Here is a 16,353-nt window from a genome sequence, read left to right on the forward strand (position 1 = left end):
AGCGAACCCCTCTCTTCTTCTTTGTTCAAATACCTTGCGGCGCCGATGCCACGCAGCGCCGCCGTCACGAAAACCGCCCGGCAACGAAACGCGGGGATACCTTGCCGTCAAAGCACCTTTACCAGCCGCAGCGCATCATAGATCGCGGCATGGGTATTGCGCGCGGCCACGGCGTCGCCGATGCGAAACAGCCGGTAACTGCCCCCGGGATTGCGTTGAACCTGTTGCGGCTGACCGGCGACAAGGGCCTCGTAATCCACCTCGCCCAGATTGACCGAGCCGGGACGCAGATCGAAATAAAGATCGTCCAGCGGTCTCGTGCCGTGATTGACGATCACCTGGTCCACCCGGTGCTCGCGGGTGACGCCGCCGTAATCGCTGCCGATCCCGGCCAGCAATTCATTGCCATCGCGCCGCACCCGGTCCAGCTTCCATGTTACCGTGAAGGTCACGTCGCGCTTTTGCAACTCGCGCATGGACGGGGTCAGCGACATCGCCATGACCTCCGGGGCAAAGATGCGGTCACGGGTCATGATCTCGACCTTCGCGCCGGTGGCGGCGATCTTCTCGGCTGCCTGCAGCGCGGCATAATCGCCCGCATCGTCATAGATCAGCACATTCTGCCCCGGCTGCGCATCGCCTGACAGGATATCCCATGCCGATACGACCAGCGCATTGCCTTCCTCCAGCACCCCAGTATGCGGCAACCCGCCGGTGGCGACGATGACGGCATCGGGATTGTCGGCAAGCACGGTCCCGGCATCGGCGAAGCTGTTGAAGCGGAAATTCACGCCCATCCGCTGGCATTCCTCGAAGCGCCACTGGACGATCTGCATCATCTCGGCCCGGCGCGATGTCTGGGCCGTCAGGCGGATCTGCCCGCCCGGGTCATTCGCCGCCTCGTGCAGGATCACCTCGTGCCCCCGCTCGGCGGCGACACGCGCGGCCTCCAGCCCTGCCGGGCCGGCACCGACGATCACCACGCGCCGCCGGGTTTGGGCCTTGGCGATCTCATGCGGCTGCTCCAGTTCGCGCCCCGTTGCCGGGTTGTGCAGGCACAGTGCCATGCCACCCTGATAGATCCGGTCGAGGCAGTAATTCGCACCGACGCAGGGGCGGATGCGATCCTCTTCGCCGCGCATGATCTTGGCCACGATATGCGGATCGGCCATATGCGCGCGGGTCATGCCGACCATGTCCAGCTTGCCGCTGGCAATGGCGTGGCGGGCGGTGGCCACGTCCTGGATCTTGGCGGCGTGGAAGGTGGGGAACTCAGTCGCAGCCCGGATCTCTCCGGCGAAGTCCAGATGCGGCGCGGAACGCATGCCCTGCACCGGGATCACGTCGGTCAGGCCCGCATCGGTATCGATATGACCCTTGATAACGTTCAGGAAATCGACCATCCCGCAATCCTTCAGGCGGCGCGAGATCTCCAGCCCGTCCTGCTTGGTCAGCCCGCCCGGCAGATCCTCGTCGCCGGTATAGCGGATGCCGACGATGAAATCCGGCCCCACCCGGTCGCGGATCGCCCTCAGCGTGTCAAAGGTGAAGCGCAGCCGGTTGTCGAGACAGCCGCCATAGGGCCCGTCCAGCTCATTGGTCAGGGGCGACCAGAACTGGTCCATCAGGTGGCCATAAGCCTGCAGTTCGATCCCGTCGAGCCCCGCCGCCTGCATCCGCTCTGCCGCGTCGGCGTAATCCTCGATGATCCGGGCAATGTCCCAATCCTCGGCCTTCTTGGGGAAAGCCTTGTGCGAGGGCTCCCGCTCATGCCCTGCCGAGACCACGGGCAGCCAGTCGGCCTTGTCCCACCGTGTGCGGCGGCCCAGATGGGTGAGCTGGATCATCACCGCGCAGCCGTGATCGTGGCACTCGTCGGTCAGCTGCTTCATCCAGCCGACCACCTCGTCTTTCCAGGCCAGGATATTGTTGAAGACCGGCGGGCTGTCGCGGGCGACTGAGGCCGATCCGGCGGTCATGGTCAGCGCCACCCCGGCCCGCGCCCGCTCGGCATGATAGGCGCGGTAACGCTCTTTCGGCATGCCATCCTCGGGATAGGCGGGCTCGTGGCTGGTGATCATCAGCCGGTTCTTCAGCGTCAGGTGCCTGAGCTGGTAGGGCTGGAGGAGCGGATCGTTGGTCATGGGCGTCTCCCTTGGCTTCGCGGAGGATTCCAGAAATGTTCACTAGTGTCAATATTGAGTTCATTAATGTATATTCCTGCTTGTGAGCCTGAAGGCGGAGCGATAGGATCAGGATATGAGAATGTCGGATCATCAGGGTCAGGAGGCCAAGGCATCGGGCTGGCGCGGTTCGCGTGAACTCTGGCTTGCGGCGGCCAAGCAGGCCTTCCTCGATACCGGCCTCGAGGCGGTGAAGATCCAGCCGCTCGCAAGCCGGCTGAATATCTCGCGCACCAGCTTTTACTGGTTCTTCAAGGATCGCAACGCGCTTCTCGACGCGCTGCTTGAGGAATGGGAGCGAAAGAATACCGGTGCCTTCATCGACGCGGGCAAGGCCTATGCTGAAACCCCGGCAGAGGCGGTGCTGAACCTGATCGGGGTGTTCCTGGACGAAACGCTTTTCGAACCGCGCCTGGATTTCGCGGTGCGCGGTTGGGCGCATCAATCCGATGCCGTGATGGCGCGAGTCAATGCCGCCGATGAACACCGGCTGGCGGCGATACGGTCGATCTTCGAGCGGTTCGGCTATGCGCCGGACGATGCCGATACAAGGGCGCGCACCGTCTACCTGACCCAGATAGGCTATATCTCGATGCAGGTGCGGGAAAGCCTGCGGGTCCGGATGAGGCGTATTCCCCGATATGTCGAGATCTTCTCGGGCCACGCCCCGACCGCCAGCGAACTGGCGCGCTTTCATGCGCGGCACGGATTCCGGCCCGGGGAAAACGGCGCGGGCTGAGAAAGCCTCGGCCATGCACGAATAACGGCACTTCGTCGACCGAGCCGCTAAACCACCCCTGCCCGGTGGCCAAACCGCATGAAACACGCATAAGATTTCCTTCATATGAGAACAGGAGGAAAGCGTGACCTATGAACCAGTGCCCCTGCCCGACCGGGTGCAATTGTCGCCCGAGGCTTCACTGCGATCGGTGCGGGCGTTCCGGGATCACATGCGCAAAAGGCATAGCGTGCGCGATTTTTCGGATACGCCCGTCACGCGCGAGGTGATCGAGGCCTGCATCGAAACCGCCGGAAGCGCCCCTTCGGGCGCGAACCAGCAGCCATGGCATTTCGTCGCGATCAGCGACCCGGCGATGAAGGCCCGCATCCGGCAAGCCGCCGAAGAAGAGGAACGCGCCTTCTATGCCGGTGGCGGCGGCGATGAGTGGCTGGCGGCGCTGGAACCCGTGGGCACCGGGCCGGACAAGCCGCATCTGACCACCGCGCCCTGGCTGATCGTGGTCTTCGCGCAGCGCTACGGGCTGGAGGACGGACAGCGGCACAAGCACTACTATGTCCCCGAAAGCGTCGGCATCGCCTGCGGGATGCTGATCGCGGCGATCCATCACGCCGGGCTGGTCACGCTGACCCATACGCCCAACCCGATGAAGTTTCTCAACGAGCTTTGCAGCCGGCCCGACAACGAAAAACCCGTCATGATCCTGCCCGTGGGCCTACCCGCCGAGGCGGCGGTCGTCCCGGCCATGGCAAAACGCAAGAAGCCGCTGGACGAGATCCTGTCGGTTTTCTGAGGAACGCGCAGCCCGGCCTGCAGCCACTTTCCCGCGGCGGTTTCATCGCGGGCGAAAGCTTGCAGTCCGCCCTCTATCGGGCTATGCGACGCGCGACCGTCTGGACCCGGGTGAGATTCCCGGGTGGCTCTTCCGGCCGCCGATCCGCCGGATAACCGTGAAAACTGAAGAAAACGCCAGAACGCAGCAAGGCTGCGCACTGGAGAGGAACGGGACATTTTGATGACATTCGACGATTACCGACGCCAGTGGCTCGGCAATATCCGTGGCGACCTGCTGTCCGGGCTGGTTGTTGCCCTGGCTCTCATTCCCGAGGCTATCGCCTTCTCGATCATCGCCGGCGTGGATCCGAAAGTCGGACTCTATGCCTCTTTCTCGATCGCCGTGGTCACTGCCATCGCGGGCGGGCGGCCGGGGATGATCTCGGCGGCCACGGCCGCGACCGCCGTTCTCATGGTGACGCTGGTGAAGGATCATGGCCTGCAATACCTGCTGGCCACGACGGTGCTGGCCGGGTTGCTGCAGATCGCGGCCGGGTTCGCCCGCCTCGGGCAGTTGATGCGTTTCGTGTCGCGTTCGGTCATGACCGGATTCGTGAATGCGCTGGCGATCCTGATCTTCATGGCCCAGCTTCCCGAGCTGATCGGCGTGCCCTTCCTGACCTATCCGCTGGTCGCCGCCGGGCTTGCCATCATCTATTTGTTTCCCTATGTCACCCGCGCGGTGCCCTCGCCGCTGGTCACGATCATCGTGCTGACCACATTGGCGATAATCTTTGGCTGGGACGTTCGGACCGTGGGCGATATGGGCGCGCTTCCCGACACCCTGCCGATGTTCCTGATCCCGGATATCCCGCTGAACCTCGAAACCCTGACGATCATCTTTCCCTATGCGGCTGCGGTCGCGGTGGTCGGGCTGCTGGAAAGCCTGATGACAGCGAATATCGTCGATGATCTCACCGACACGACATCGGATCGCAACCAGGAATGCATCGGTCAGGGCCTTGCCAATACCGCCACCGGCTTTATCGGCGGCATGGCGGGCTGCGCGATGATCGGCCAGTCGATGATCAACGTCAAATCAGGCGGTCGCGGGCGGCTTTCCTGCTTTGCGGCGGGTGTCTTCCTGCTGTTCATGGTGGTCTCGCTTGGCGACCTGGTCGCGCGGATCCCCATGGCCGCGCTGGTCGCGATCATGATCATGGTCTCTGTCGGCACATTCTCCTGGTCCTCGGTCAAGCAACTCAGGACGCATCCGAGATCCTCGTCGCTCGTCATGCTGGCGACGGTCGCTGTGGTGGTCTACACTCACAACCTCGCCATCGGGGTGCTGGTCGGCGTGCTTTTGTCGGGACTGTTCTTCGCCGGTAAGATCGCGCAGCTGTTCCGCGTCAGGCCCAGCCTGTCCGAGGACGGGCGCTGCCGGACCTATTTCGTGGAGGGACAGCTTTTCTTTGCCTCGGCCGAGCAATTCATGCGCGCCTTCGATTTCAGGGAGGCGGTCGACCACGTGGTGATCGACGTCAGCGGCGCACATATCTGGGACATTTCCTCGGTTGCCGCGCTGGACATGGCGGTGCTGAAATTCCGCCGTGACGGTGCCGAAGTCGAAATCGTCGGCATGAACGAGGCGTCCGAAACCATCGTCGACAAGCTCGCCCTGCATGACAAGCCCGGCGCGCTCGACAAGCTGATGGCGCATTGAGGGAGGAAATCTGATGACAAGGAAGCTTATCGCGCTGGTCGACGGATCGGTCTATTCGAAAACGGTCTGCGACCACGCCATCTGGATCGCCGGACGCACCGGCATGGATGTCGAGCTGATGCATGTGCTCGGACGGCGCGAGACCGGCCCCGGACAGGACCTGTCGGGTTCGATCACGCTCGGCGCGCGCAGCGCCCTGCTCGAACAGCTCGCCGGCATCGACGAACAACGCGCCCGGCTGGCTGTGCAACGCGGCCGCGCAATCCTCGAGGACGCGCAGTCGCTGCTGGAGCAGGCCGGGATCACGGCAAGCGAATATCTCCGGCATGGCGACCTGATCGAGGCTGTCTCGGAAAAGGAGGGCGGGGCGGACCTGATCGTCATGGGCAAACGCGGCGAAGGCGCGGATTTCGCCAAGGGGCATCTCGGCTCCAACCTGGAGCGGGTGATGCGGGCAACGACCCGCCCCCTCTTCGTGGCCTCGCGCGCCTTCAATCCGATCGAAAAGGTTCTGGTCGCCTTTGACGGCAGCGCCAATGCGATCCGCGCGGTGGAACATGTCAGCCGCAACCCGCTCTATGCCGGGCTCCCGCTCGAGATCGTGACGGTCGGCCCTGACAGCCCCGCCGCAAAGACGGCGCTGGCGGATGTGAAAAGCCTGCTGATCAAGGCCGGCTTCGAAACCGGGGCGCGCATATTGCCCGGCCAGCCCGAAGAGGTTCTGGGCAAGCTGATCGAGACCGAAAACTTCGGTCACATGGTCATGGGCGCCGCGGGAAACAGCCGTCTGCGCGCCTTGTTCGTCGGCTCGACCGCGCTCGAAATGATCCGCAGTTGCAAGGTGCCGATCCTGCTGATCAGGTAATGTGCAGGCAAGGGGCGGCCTGTTGCCGGTGTAACATGCCGCCCCGGCAAATCTGGGCAGGGCGGGCGGCGAAGCCTTTTCATTTCCCGCCGCAACCCCCATATTGCCGGTAAGGAGAGAACCACATGCCCTTGCCGCATTTCCTGTTGCTGATCGTGGCGGTGATCCTTGCAGCCGCCGTCACCCTGTGGGCAAGCCTCGCCGCAGGCGTGCCGCTGATCACCCTGCTTCTCGTGGGCCTGACCGGTGCGGCGCTGATCCATTTCTCGACCCGGAACTGGCACGACCACGACCGCTGATCGGCCGGATCAGCTTTCCAGCTCGGCATCCCAGTAAAGAAAATCCATCCAGCTTTCATGCAGGTGGTTGGGCGGGAAACGGCGGCCGACAGCATGCATTTCTTCGGGCGTGGGCCGGCGCGGCTTGCGGCGCAGGCTCATCCCGCAATGGCGCAGGCTGCGATTCGCCTTGCGCAGGTTGCAGGGCGAACAGGCCGCGACGACATTTTCCCAACTGGTGATTCCGCCACGCGAGCGCGGCACGACATGATCGAAGGTCAACTCGCCCTTCGCACCACAATACTGGCAACAGAATTCGTCCCGCAGAAAAAGATTGAAGCGCGTGAATGCCACGCGCTTCTGGGGTTTCACATAATCTTTCAGAACGACGACGGAGGGTATCCGGTAGGCCTGCCGCTGACTTCGCACGACCTCGTCATATTCGGCGATGATACTGACCCTGTCGAGAAACACCGCCTTGATCGCCTCCTGCCAGGGCCAGAGCGAGAGCGGGTAATAGCTCAGCGGCCGGTAATCCGCATTCAGCACCAGCGCCGGATGATGGCGCAGGCTGGCCGGTTCCCGCACGAACTGGGTCCGAAACTCCGTCTGATGAGATTTATCCAGCATTCCGCCTTCCCGACTGCCCCATCCTGACCTGAACCGGGGCGCTCATCACTCCATAAGCCAACTATATATCGTGGCCCGCTTCTGACAAGCCCCCGGATGTATCCGATCCATGGATCAGATAGCGCATCAGAATGAACAAACCATGACAACTTGCCCCGGGCCTGTCCGAATGGCAGTCTGTCGGCCATGACAAAATCAGCCCCGCCGGTTCTCGGCACATTGGAAACAGCCCTCTATGCGGAGGATCTGGACATCGCGGCCAGCTTCTGGACGGATGTCATGGGACTCACGCAGATCGTGGCCGTACCCGGCCGCCATGTCTTCTTCCGTGTGACCGATACGCCACGCCCGCAAGTATTGCTGATCTTTCGCGCGGAAGCGACCGAAAAGCCGCCCGCGCCGGGCGCGAGCCTGCCGGTGCCGCCCCATGGCGCCCGCGGGCCTGGGCATGTCTGCCTCGCGGTGGCCCCGGACCGGCTCGATAACTGGCGCCGGCACCTCGCCTCGCATGATGTCGGGATCGAGGCCGACTTTCGCTGGCCGAACGGCGCCCGCTCGATCTATTTCCGCGACCCTGCCGGAAATTCCATCGAACTGGCCGATCCGGCACTCTGGGCCTGATCACTTCTCCTTGATGAAAATACCTTCGGGGGAGTCCAGCCTGAGCAGGCTGGACGGGGGCAGACAGCCCCCTCGCGCCGGCCGATCGGGCCGGCATGTCGCGCGCCCGGCCAGGCCGGGCCCGATCGGGTTGCCCGGCTACTTGCCCAAACGGTCCTTCAGGAAGCCCAGGGCCACCGACAGCCCGTCGGGCGCGATTCCGTGCCCCGTGCCCTTCATCACATGCCCATAGACAGCGAAACCCGCGCCTTCCAGCGCCTTGCCGGCCAGTCCCATATCCTCGAAGGGAACCATCGGGTCGGCATCGCCATGGATCAGCAGCACCGGCGGCTTTACCTTGACCTCGGCCTCCAGCCGTTCGGGCAGCAAGAGCCGCCCCGAGAAACCGACGATCCCGGCCACCTCACGGTCCCGGCGCGGCAGGACATGCAGCGCCATCATCGTGCCTTGCGAAAAGCCGACCACCACCATCCGGTCAGGAGTAAGCCCCTCATCGGCCAGCACCCTGTCCAGATAGGCGTTCAGCGCCTCGATCGAACGGGCCATCGCCTCCTTTGCCTGCTCTTCGGTCGAACCGTCCAGCCACGGGATCGGAAACCACTGGTAGCCCATCGGATTGTTGACGCTGCGCTCGGGCGCGTCCGGGGCGTAAAAAGCGGTTCCGGGCAGATGCGGCGCAAGGGGATCGGCCAGCCCCAGAAGATCGGCGCCATCGGCGCCATAGCCATGCAGGAACACCACGACCGCATCGGCCTTCCCGGGGCCCTTTCGGGCGGATTTCAATTCCATGTTCACCTGATCCCTTCACGTCCCTTGAGCTGCCGGTAATAGGCCCACAATCCCCGCGCCGCAACCGAGCGCCAAGGCCGCCACGGCTCGGCCATTTCCCGCAGCGCCGCCGGACCGGGGCGTTCCTCCAGCCCGTAAAGCATCCGCGCGGCCTCCTGCAGCGCCAGATCGCCCGCCGCCAGGACATCCGCCCGCCCCAATGCGAATTTCAGGTAGATCTCGGCGGTCCACAGACCGATCCCCGGCAACGCGACCAGCGCGGCAATCGCCTCGTCATCGGGCATGCCGCGCAGACCGGGCCAGTCCAGCCCCGCCCCGGCAATCCCGCGCAGATAGCGAATCTTGGGGCGTGACAGGCCCACGGCGCGCATCTCCTCATCGCTTGCCGCCACGATCCCGGCGGGAGTGGTAAGGCCCGCAGTCACCATCCGCTCCCAAATCGAACCCGCCGCGGCAATCGAGATCTGTTGCGACACGATCGCACTCGCAATTGCTTCGAACCCGTCAGGACGGCGGCGCAAGGGCAAGGGGCCCAGTTCCGGCAGCACCCGCGCCCAGACCGGGCAGATCCGCATCAGATAGGTCACACCCTCGGCCAGATCGGCCTCGGTTTCGATCAGTCGCCCCGGCCCGCGCGGCGATGACGGCTCAGCCATGATCCGCCTGCGCTTCAAGCTTCAGCCGGGTCTCCCATGCCATCGAGATATGCTGGCGCAGCGCCTGATCCGCCGTATTGCCATCCCCTGCCGCGATCGCATCCACGATCCGCTTGTGCTCGGCCAGCGCCGTCTCGCTGCGCCCCTCGGCGGCCAGCGAGGTGCGGGCCATCAGCGCCATGCTGCGATGCACGAGATCAAGCTGCTGCACCAGATAGCGGTTATGCGAGGCCAGATGGATCTGCCGGTGAAAGCGCTTGTTCGCCCGCGCCAATGCCTCGGGATCGCCGACCGCCTTCTGGTCCTCGGCCACCATCTGCGCCAGCACCCGCACCTCTTCGGGCGTTGCGTGGCGGGCAGCCAGCCGCGCAGCCAGTGCCTCCAGCTCGGCCCGCACGACGTAAAGCTCGGCCAGTTGATTGTGATCGAGCGAGGCGACGATCAGGCTGCGCCCGTCGCGCACCAGCATCTGTTGCGTCTCAAGCCGCTGCAACGCCTCGCGCACCGGGGTCCGCGAGACGCCGAAACGCTCGGCCAGTTCGGATTCGACCAGCCGGTCACCGGGGCGATAGGTGCCGGATTCGATGGCGGCGAGGATCAGGGAATAGGCATCATCTCTCATGACCGACACGATTGGCCGGACGCACGGCAATTGCAAGCGCGCAATCGCCGGGATATGCGACAAGTATGGATTTCACGAACACCGATATCTGGATCTTCGATCTGGACAATACGCTCTACCCGCCCGAGATGGCGCTGTTTCCACAGATCGAGGCCCGCATGAATGCCTATGTCATGCGCAGGCTTTCGGTCGGGGCGGATCATGCCGACCGGCTGCGCCGCGATTACTGGCACCGCTATGGCACCACGCTGGCCGGGCTGATGGCCGAGCATGCGATCGATCCTTCCGCCTATCTGGCGGAGGTGCATGACATCGATTTTTCCGAATTGACCCCGGCCCCGGATCTTGCCTCCGCGATTTCCGCCCTGCCGGGCCGCAAGCTGATCCATACCAATGCCGATGCCCGCTATGCACGCAGGGTGCTGACCGCGCGCGATCTCGACCTGTTCGAGGCGGTCTATGGCGTCGAGGAAACCGGCTTTCATCCCAAGCCGCGATCCGAGGCCTATCAGTCGGTCATCGAACAGGCCGGGATCGATCCTGCCCGCGCGGCATTCTTCGAGGATGATCCCCGCAATCTTGCCGTGCCGCATGAATTGGGAATGCGCACCGTGCTGGTCGGGCCGGGGCGCGACGGGCCGAACGCGCTTGCCGGGCCCGGGACAATCGGCGATCATGTCCAGCATCGCACCGGGGACCTGACCGGGTTCCTGCAAGGGATCGTGACCGCCTGCTGAACAGGACGGAACCGAAACGCGCCGAGAGGACCAGCATGACCGCCAAGATCGAAGATATCGACATCCTGGTCTCGGGCGGCGGGATCGCCGGGCTGATCGCGGCGGCTGCCTTCGGCTCCGAAGGGTTCTCGACCCTTTGCGTCGATCCCACCCCCCCGGTGACCGAGGAAAGCGCCCACGGCGCCGATTTGCGCAGCACCGCCTTTCTTGCCCCGTCGGTCGATCTGCTGGAGCGCATCGGGCTGTGGGGCCGCCTTGCGCCCTTTGCGACGCCCTTGCAGATCATGCGTATCGTCGATGCGGGCGGCGCCCGGCCCGAGGCACGCCTGACCCGCGATTTCGATGCCGCCGAGATCGGCGATGCGCCCTTTGGCTGGAACCTGCCGAACTGGCTCTTGCGGCGCGAGCTGTCGGCCCGGATCGAACATCTGCAAACCATCCGCTTTTTGCCCGGCATCGGCACAGCCGACCTGATCCCCCGCAATGAGGGCGCCATGGTTACCCTGTCGGACGGCCGCCGCCTGCGTGCGCGGCTGGTCGTTGCCGCCGATGGGCGCAACTCGCCCACCCGGCAGGCCCTGGGAATCGGGGTGCGGACATTCCGCTATGGCCAGAAGGCGCTGGCCTTCGCCGTCACCCATGAACGCCCGCATGAAAATGTCTCGACCGAGATCCACCGCTCGGGCGGTCCCTTCACGCTGGTTCCCCTGCCCGACCGCGACGGCTTGCCGTCCTCGGCTGTCGTGTGGATGGAGAACGGCCGCGAAATCGCCCGGCTGAGCGCCCTGCCCCGCGAGGATTTCGCCGCAGAGCTGAACGCGCGTTCGGCCGGGGTTCTTGGCCGGCTCACCCAGGCCACCGCGCTGACGCAATGGCCGATCATCAGCCAGATCGCCGACCGCTTCAGCGGCCCCCGCACGGCACTGATCGCCGAGGCCGCCCATGTCGTCCCGCCCATCGGCGCGCAAGGCCTGAACATGAGCCTTGCCGATCTTACCGCGCTGATCGAGTTGTCACGGAACGATCCTGGCAGCGCGGAAAGCCTCGACCGCTATAACCGCAGCCGCCGCCCGGATGCCTATGCCCGATTGCTGGGTATCGACGCGCTGAACCGTGCCAGCCAGGCCAAGGCCCGCCCGCTGCGCGATTTGCGGGCAGCCGCGCTTGGCGGTCTTTACGGTATCGGCCCGATCCGCCGGATGGTGATGCGCGCGGGGCTTGGGCTGGGTTCGGGCGAGACGAATGCATAGAGGACCCTGCCCGGTCCTCGACCTGGAAGCCCATCGCAACCGTTGATCAAAGGTGACATATGCCTAACCGGGAATATGCCTTGGCCATGGCCAGATACAATCTCTGGCAGAACGAGAACCTGCTGAATGCGGCGGACGGTCTTTCGCCAGAAGAACGCGCGCGGGACCGCGGTGCATTCTTCGGCTCGATACACAAGACCTTTTCCCATGTCCTGTGGGGGGACATGATGTGGATGAGCCGCTTCGCCGGAACAGCCCGGCCCCCTGGCGGCCTTGCGGAATCGGTCGGGCTTGCCGATGACTGGCCCGCTTTCCGCGAAAAACGGCGGGAGCTGGACGAGCTTATCCTGCAATGGGCGCACGAGGTGCCGTCGGAATGGTTCGAGGGCGAATTAAACTGGTTCTCGGGCGCGATCGGGCGCGAGCTGAGCAAGCCGAAGAAAATGCTCGTGCTGCAGATGTTCAATCACCAGACCCATCACCGCGGCCAGATCCACGCAATGCTGACTGCTGCAGGGATCAAGCCCGGCGATACAGATGTGCCTCTCATGCCCGAGCACTACCTGAACCTGTAGCTGCGTCTCATGGGCAACGGGGGAAGCAGTTCGTCAGCGCGCGCCCTGAAGCGCCTTACTTCTTTCGGCGGCGTTTCTGGGCGCGCTTGATCTCGGCCAGCCGGGATTTCGTCGAGACCCGGCGCGGGCTGCGGCTGCGCTTGCTCTTGCCCGGCGCGCGCGGCAGGGCCTCGCCCTCCAGTTCCAGCAGTTCCAGCGTAAGGCCGCCGGTGACCGGCACCGCTTCTGTCAACCGCACGGTGACCCGCTGGCCGATGCCGATCTCCAGCCCGGTATCGGCACCGATCAGCATCTGCGCGTCAGGGTCGAAATGGAAATATTCCTGCCCGATATCGCGGATCGGCAACAGGCCATCCGCCCCTGTCTCGTCCAGCTTGATGAAGGCACCGAACCGCTGGATGCCACTGATGCGCCCGGTCATTTCCGTGCCCACCCGGTCGGCCAGATAGGCCGCAAGATAGCGGTCGGTCGTGTCGCGCTCGGCCGCCATCGAGCGGCGCTCGGTCTCGCTGATATGGGTGGCGGTTTCCTGCATGCGCTCGATATCGCCTTCGGACAGCCCGTCGGTTTCCTTGCCACGCCCCCCGCCCCAGCCATGCCCGGTGATCAGCGCCCGATGCACGATCAGGTCGGAGTAACGGCGGATGGGCGAGGTGAAATGCGCATAGCTTTTCAGCGCCAGCCCGAAATGGCCGAAATTCTCGGGGTGATAGTAAGCCTGCGTCATCGAGCGCAGCGTGGTGATATTGATCAGCTCGTCGAAATCTGTGCCTTCGGATTGGGCCAGCAGCCGGTTCAGATGGCTGGTCTGCAGGACCTGCCCCTTGGCCAGCGTGAAGCCCGATGCCTGCGCCACCTCGCGCAGCGCGTCGATCTTGTCGAGCGAGGGCTCCTCGTGCACCCGGAACAGGAGCGGGCGCTGGCGGCGGGACAGTTCCTCGGCGGCGGCGACATTGGCCAGCACCATGAATTCCTCGATCAGCCGGTGCGCGTCCAGGCGTTCACGGAAATTCACCGATTTGACGCGGCCATCCTCGGTCAGTTCGATCCGGCGCTCGGGCAGGTCCAGATCAAGCGGCTGACGCCGGTCACGCGCCGATTTCAGCAAACCGTAAGCATGCCAGAGCGGCTTGATCACCGCATCCACCAAGGGTTCGGTCTGCTCGTCAGGCTTGCCATCGGCCGCCGCCTGCGCCTGCCCATATGACAGGCTGGCCCGGCTGTTCATCATGCCGCGATGGAAAGCGTGGCTGACCTTGTTGCCCTGCGCATCCAGCCGCATGCGCACCGCGATCACCGGGCGGTCCTCGCCCTCGTGCAGCGAACACAGATCCGCCGAGAGCGCCTCGGGCAGCATCGGCACCACGCGGTCGGGGAAATAGGTCGAGTTGCCACGGTTCCATGCCTCGCGGTCAAGTGCCGAACCGGGGCGGACGTAATGCGCCACATCGGCGATGGCGACCCAGATGGTGGCGCCGCCGTCTTTCTCCATCATACCTGCCACGGCGTCGTCATGGTCGCGCGCATCCGCCGGGTCGATCGTGACCAGCGGCAGATCGCGCAGATCGTCGCGCCCCTTCATGGTCGCGGGCTTTTGCGCCTCGGCCTCGGCGATGACCTTGTCGGGGAATTCGTCGGGGATGCCGTGCTGATGGATGGCGATCAGGCTGACGGCACGCGGGGCCGAAGGATCGCCCAACCGCTCCACGATCCGTGCCAGAGGCAGACCAAGCCGGTTTTTCGGCCCCGCCTGCTCGGCCTGCACCAGTTCCCCCGGCTGCGCCCCGAGCGTGGCGTCCGGCCGGACCCGCCATTCGCGGTCCTGCCCCTTGTCGATGGGCACGATACGCCCGCCCTCCGCCTCCTTGCGGAACACCCCCACGATCCGGTTCGGCGCGGCAGTGATGCGGCGCATGAGACGCGCCTCGTATTGATAATCCTCGCCATGTATCTCGACCAGCCGGGCGAGGAAGCGTTCCCCCTGCCCCAATGCCGGATCGGATTCGCGCGGGGTAAAGAGGATACGCGGCATCGGCCCCTCGCCACGCCATTCCAGCGGGCGGGCGAAAAGATCGCCCGAGCCGTCCGGGGCCAGCAGTTCCAGCACCGTCACGGGGGGCAGTTTCTCGGGGTCGAGATAATGGCGGCGGCGGCGCTCAAGCTGGCCTTCGGCCTCAAGCTCCTTCAGCACCCGCTTGAGTTCGATCCGATCCGCGCCCTTGATGCCGAAGGCCTTGGCGATGTCGCGCTTGGAACTGGCGTCGGGATGTTCGGCAACCCAATCCATGATCTGTTGCTTGCTGGGAATCTGGGTCATGGGATGAGCCTAACAGGGAAAGGGCAAGAAGCGACAGGGGTTCAAAGCTCGCGTATCATGTCACGATGCGGGATGCCCGCGTCATCGTAAACCTCGCCTGTCACCGTGAAGCCCAGTTTCTCGTAGAACCCGATGGCATGCACCTGTGCGCCAAGCCTGGCATGGGTCACGCCGGGGCGCGCCCGCAGCACATCCACCGCCGCCCGGATCAGCTTGGTGCCAAGGCCGGTGCCGCGTGCCCTGGCCAACACGCAGACCCGCCCGATCTTGCCGGTCGAGCCCGATTGCAGGATGCGGGCCGTCCCGACCGGCTCGTCCTCTTCCCAGGCCAGAAGATGGATCGCCTGCCCGTCCAGATCGTCCCACTCATCGGCCTCGGCGATGCCCTGTTCCTCGATGAACACGGCCCGGCGCAATGCGCGGCAGGCGTCGATGTCACCGGTTTCTTCTATCCTCATGCGAAATACCTCTCCAGGATGCGCTGGTAGATCCCCTTGAGCTGTTCGACCTGTGCGGCGGGCACGCGTTCATCGACCTGATGCATGAAATGCCCGACAAGGCCGAACTCGACCACCGGGCAATGGTCCTTGACATAGCGCGCATCCGAGGTCCCGCCCGAGGTCGACAATTCCGGCTGCCGCCCGCATTCCGCGGTCACGACATCCCGGACCAGATCGACGAAGGAGCCGGGTTCGGTCAGGAATGCCTCGCCCGAGATATCCGCCTCGATTGTCAGCGCGACACCGGTTTCGGCGCTGACCGCCTCGGCGCGGGCGCTCAGGTCGCGGGTCAGCGAGGCGCCGCTATGCAGATCGTTGAAACGGATATTGACCACCGCCACCGCTGTTTCGGGAATGACATTCGAGGCGGGGTTGCCGCAATCGATGCTGGTGATCTGCAGGCCGGTGGGGTCGAAGTGATCGGTGCCCTGATCGAGCGGCTCGGAGATCAGCCCATCCAGGTAGCGGGTCAGCGCATGCAGCGGGTTCTTTGCGCGATGCGGATAGGCGGCATGGCCCTGCACGCCCCGGGCAGTGATGCGGAAAGTGACCGAACCGCGGCGGCCGATCTTCATCATCTCGCCCATCTGGTCGGGATTGCTGGGCTCGCCGACCACACAGACATCCATCCGCTCGCCATTCGCGGCCATCCAGTCAAGGATTGCCGGGGTTCCGTCCTTCGACGCGCCCTCCTCGTCGCCGGTGACGGTCAGAATCACGGCGCCATCGGGCGGGGTCCGGGTGACGAAATCAATGGCGGCGACGGTGAAAGCCGCGACGCCCGACTTCATGTCGGTGGCGCCCCGACCCCAGATGATCCCGTTCTCGACATGGCCGCTGAAAGGCGGATGCGTCCAGGAGCCCAGATCGCCGGGCGGAACCACATCGGTATGGCCGTTGAAACCGAAGCTCTTCGCCCCCTTCGCGCCCCAACGCGCGAACAGGTTCGGCGTGCCGTTCCGATCCACCCGGTGCACCTCGAATCCCGCGGCAGTCAGCATGTCGCCCAAAAGCACCAGCGCGCCGCCCTCTTCTGGCGTCACGGAAGGGCAGCGGATCAGGCGGGCGGTCAGGTCGGCGGCGTCGGTCATATG

General features: G+C 64.7%; 17 protein-coding genes and 1 other annotated feature. Of the genes, 9 read left to right on the top strand and 8 right to left on the bottom strand.

Going from position 1 to position 16,353, the window contains the following annotated elements; translation table 11 throughout:
- Window positions 1–107: 107 nt before the first annotated feature.
- Entirely contained in the window at window positions 108–2,144 is a 2,037-nt protein-coding gene (locus C9E81_RS07225) for an NADH:flavin oxidoreductase (protein ID WP_122111614.1), read from the bottom strand.
- A 115-nt stretch (window positions 2,145–2,259) separates the two neighbouring features.
- On the opposite strand from C9E81_RS07225, the gene C9E81_RS07230 reads away from it, so the two are divergent.
- From C9E81_RS07230 to C9E81_RS22860, 5 genes are all read left to right on the top strand, one after another.
- A complete protein-coding gene (locus tag C9E81_RS07230) occupies window positions 2,260–2,922 on the top strand; it encodes a TetR/AcrR family transcriptional regulator (RefSeq protein WP_425010618.1) in 663 nt (220 codons plus the stop codon).
- Between the two features lie 124 nt (window positions 2,923–3,046).
- Entirely contained in the window at window positions 3,047–3,715 is a 669-nt protein-coding gene (locus tag C9E81_RS07235; RefSeq protein ID WP_122111616.1) for a nitroreductase family protein, read from the top strand.
- Window positions 3,716–3,814: 99 nt separating this feature from the next.
- Window positions 3,815–3,872 (top strand) — a sequence feature (sul1 is cis-regulatory element that is thought to sense ions involved in sulfur or methionine metabolism; They are found in Alphaproteobacteria).
- A 65-nt stretch (window positions 3,873–3,937) separates the two neighbouring features.
- A complete protein-coding gene (locus tag C9E81_RS07240) occupies window positions 3,938–5,419 on the top strand; it encodes a SulP family inorganic anion transporter (protein ID WP_166461838.1) in 1,482 nt (493 codons plus the stop codon).
- Between the two features lie 13 nt (window positions 5,420–5,432).
- Window positions 5,433–6,284 (top strand): universal stress protein, encoded by an 852-nt coding sequence (locus C9E81_RS07245; RefSeq protein WP_122111618.1) that lies wholly within the window; start codon window positions 5,433–5,435, stop codon window positions 6,282–6,284.
- Window positions 6,285–6,409: 125 nt separating this feature from the next.
- On the top strand, window positions 6,410–6,583 hold the full coding sequence (locus C9E81_RS22860) for a hypothetical protein (RefSeq protein ID WP_166461839.1): 174 nt from the start codon (window positions 6,410–6,412) through the stop codon (window positions 6,581–6,583).
- 9 nt (window positions 6,584–6,592) lie between these two features.
- Here the strand turns inward: C9E81_RS22860 and C9E81_RS07250 are convergent, their stop codons facing one another.
- Window positions 6,593–7,192, bottom strand: a complete 600-nt coding sequence (locus tag C9E81_RS07250; protein ID WP_122111619.1) for an HNH endonuclease — start codon at window positions 7,190–7,192, stop codon at window positions 6,593–6,595.
- A 186-nt stretch (window positions 7,193–7,378) separates the two neighbouring features.
- Between C9E81_RS07250 and C9E81_RS07255 the strand changes: the two genes are divergently transcribed.
- Window positions 7,379–7,813 carry a VOC family protein gene (locus tag C9E81_RS07255; RefSeq protein ID WP_122111620.1) on the top strand — a complete coding sequence of 145 codons (435 nt, stop codon included), beginning with the start codon at window positions 7,379–7,381 and terminating at the stop codon, window positions 7,811–7,813.
- A gap of 138 nt (window positions 7,814–7,951) precedes the next feature.
- Here the strand turns inward: C9E81_RS07255 and C9E81_RS07260 are convergent, their stop codons facing one another.
- Genes C9E81_RS07260 through C9E81_RS07270 form a run of 3 tightly spaced genes read right to left on the bottom strand, consistent with a single transcriptional unit; the run spans window position 7,952 to window position 9,880 of the window.
- Entirely contained in the window at window positions 7,952–8,602 is a 651-nt protein-coding gene (locus tag C9E81_RS07260; RefSeq protein ID WP_122111621.1) for an alpha/beta hydrolase, read from the bottom strand.
- A 2-nt stretch (window positions 8,603–8,604) separates the two neighbouring features.
- The gene (locus tag C9E81_RS07265; protein WP_122111622.1) at window positions 8,605–9,258 is read right to left on the bottom strand and encodes a DNA-3-methyladenine glycosylase family protein; all 654 of its coding nucleotides are present in this window, start codon (window positions 9,256–9,258) and stop codon (window positions 8,605–8,607) included.
- Complete coding sequence (locus C9E81_RS07270) at window positions 9,251–9,880, bottom strand: GntR family transcriptional regulator (RefSeq protein ID WP_122111851.1); 630 nt, start codon at window positions 9,878–9,880, stop codon at window positions 9,251–9,253. The genes C9E81_RS07265 and C9E81_RS07270 overlap by 8 nt, the downstream gene beginning before the upstream one ends.
- Before the next feature lie 65 nt (window positions 9,881–9,945).
- Here C9E81_RS07270 and C9E81_RS07275 point away from each other — a divergent pair, with 65 nt between their 5' ends.
- Genes C9E81_RS07275 through C9E81_RS07285 form a run of 3 tightly spaced genes read left to right on the top strand, consistent with a single transcriptional unit; the run spans window position 9,946 to window position 12,442 of the window.
- Complete coding sequence (locus C9E81_RS07275) at window positions 9,946–10,617, top strand: pyrimidine 5'-nucleotidase (RefSeq protein WP_122111623.1); 672 nt, start codon at window positions 9,946–9,948, stop codon at window positions 10,615–10,617.
- A gap of 35 nt (window positions 10,618–10,652) precedes the next feature.
- A complete protein-coding gene (locus C9E81_RS07280; protein WP_122111624.1) occupies window positions 10,653–11,867 on the top strand; it encodes a UbiH/UbiF family hydroxylase in 1,215 nt (404 codons plus the stop codon).
- 59 nt (window positions 11,868–11,926) lie between these two features.
- Entirely contained in the window at window positions 11,927–12,442 is a 516-nt protein-coding gene (locus C9E81_RS07285; RefSeq protein ID WP_122111625.1) for a DinB family protein, read from the top strand.
- 55 nt (window positions 12,443–12,497) lie between these two features.
- Here the strand turns inward: C9E81_RS07285 and rnr are convergent, their stop codons facing one another.
- From rnr to dapE, 3 genes are read right to left on the bottom strand one after another with little or no spacing between them, the layout of a single operon-like run.
- On the bottom strand, window positions 12,498–14,759 hold the full coding sequence (rnr, locus tag C9E81_RS07290; protein ID WP_122111626.1) for a ribonuclease R: 2,262 nt from the start codon (window positions 14,757–14,759) through the stop codon (window positions 12,498–12,500).
- Window positions 14,760–14,800: 41 nt separating this feature from the next.
- The gene (locus C9E81_RS07295) at window positions 14,801–15,217 is read right to left on the bottom strand and encodes a GNAT family N-acetyltransferase (RefSeq protein WP_122111627.1); all 417 of its coding nucleotides are present in this window, start codon (window positions 15,215–15,217) and stop codon (window positions 14,801–14,803) included.
- Window positions 15,214–16,350: a succinyl-diaminopimelate desuccinylase gene (gene dapE, locus C9E81_RS07300; protein ID WP_122111628.1), complete on the bottom strand. Its 1,137-nt coding sequence runs from the start codon at window positions 16,348–16,350 to the stop codon at window positions 15,214–15,216. Before dapE ends, C9E81_RS07295 begins: the two co-directional genes overlap by 4 nt.
- Window positions 16,351–16,353: the final 3 nt, after the last annotated feature.

Origin of the sequence: Paracoccus alkanivorans, assembly GCF_003697785.1 — a bacterium.
In the GTDB taxonomy this organism is placed as follows: Bacteria; Pseudomonadota; Alphaproteobacteria; order Rhodobacterales; family Rhodobacteraceae; genus Paracoccus; species Paracoccus alkanivorans.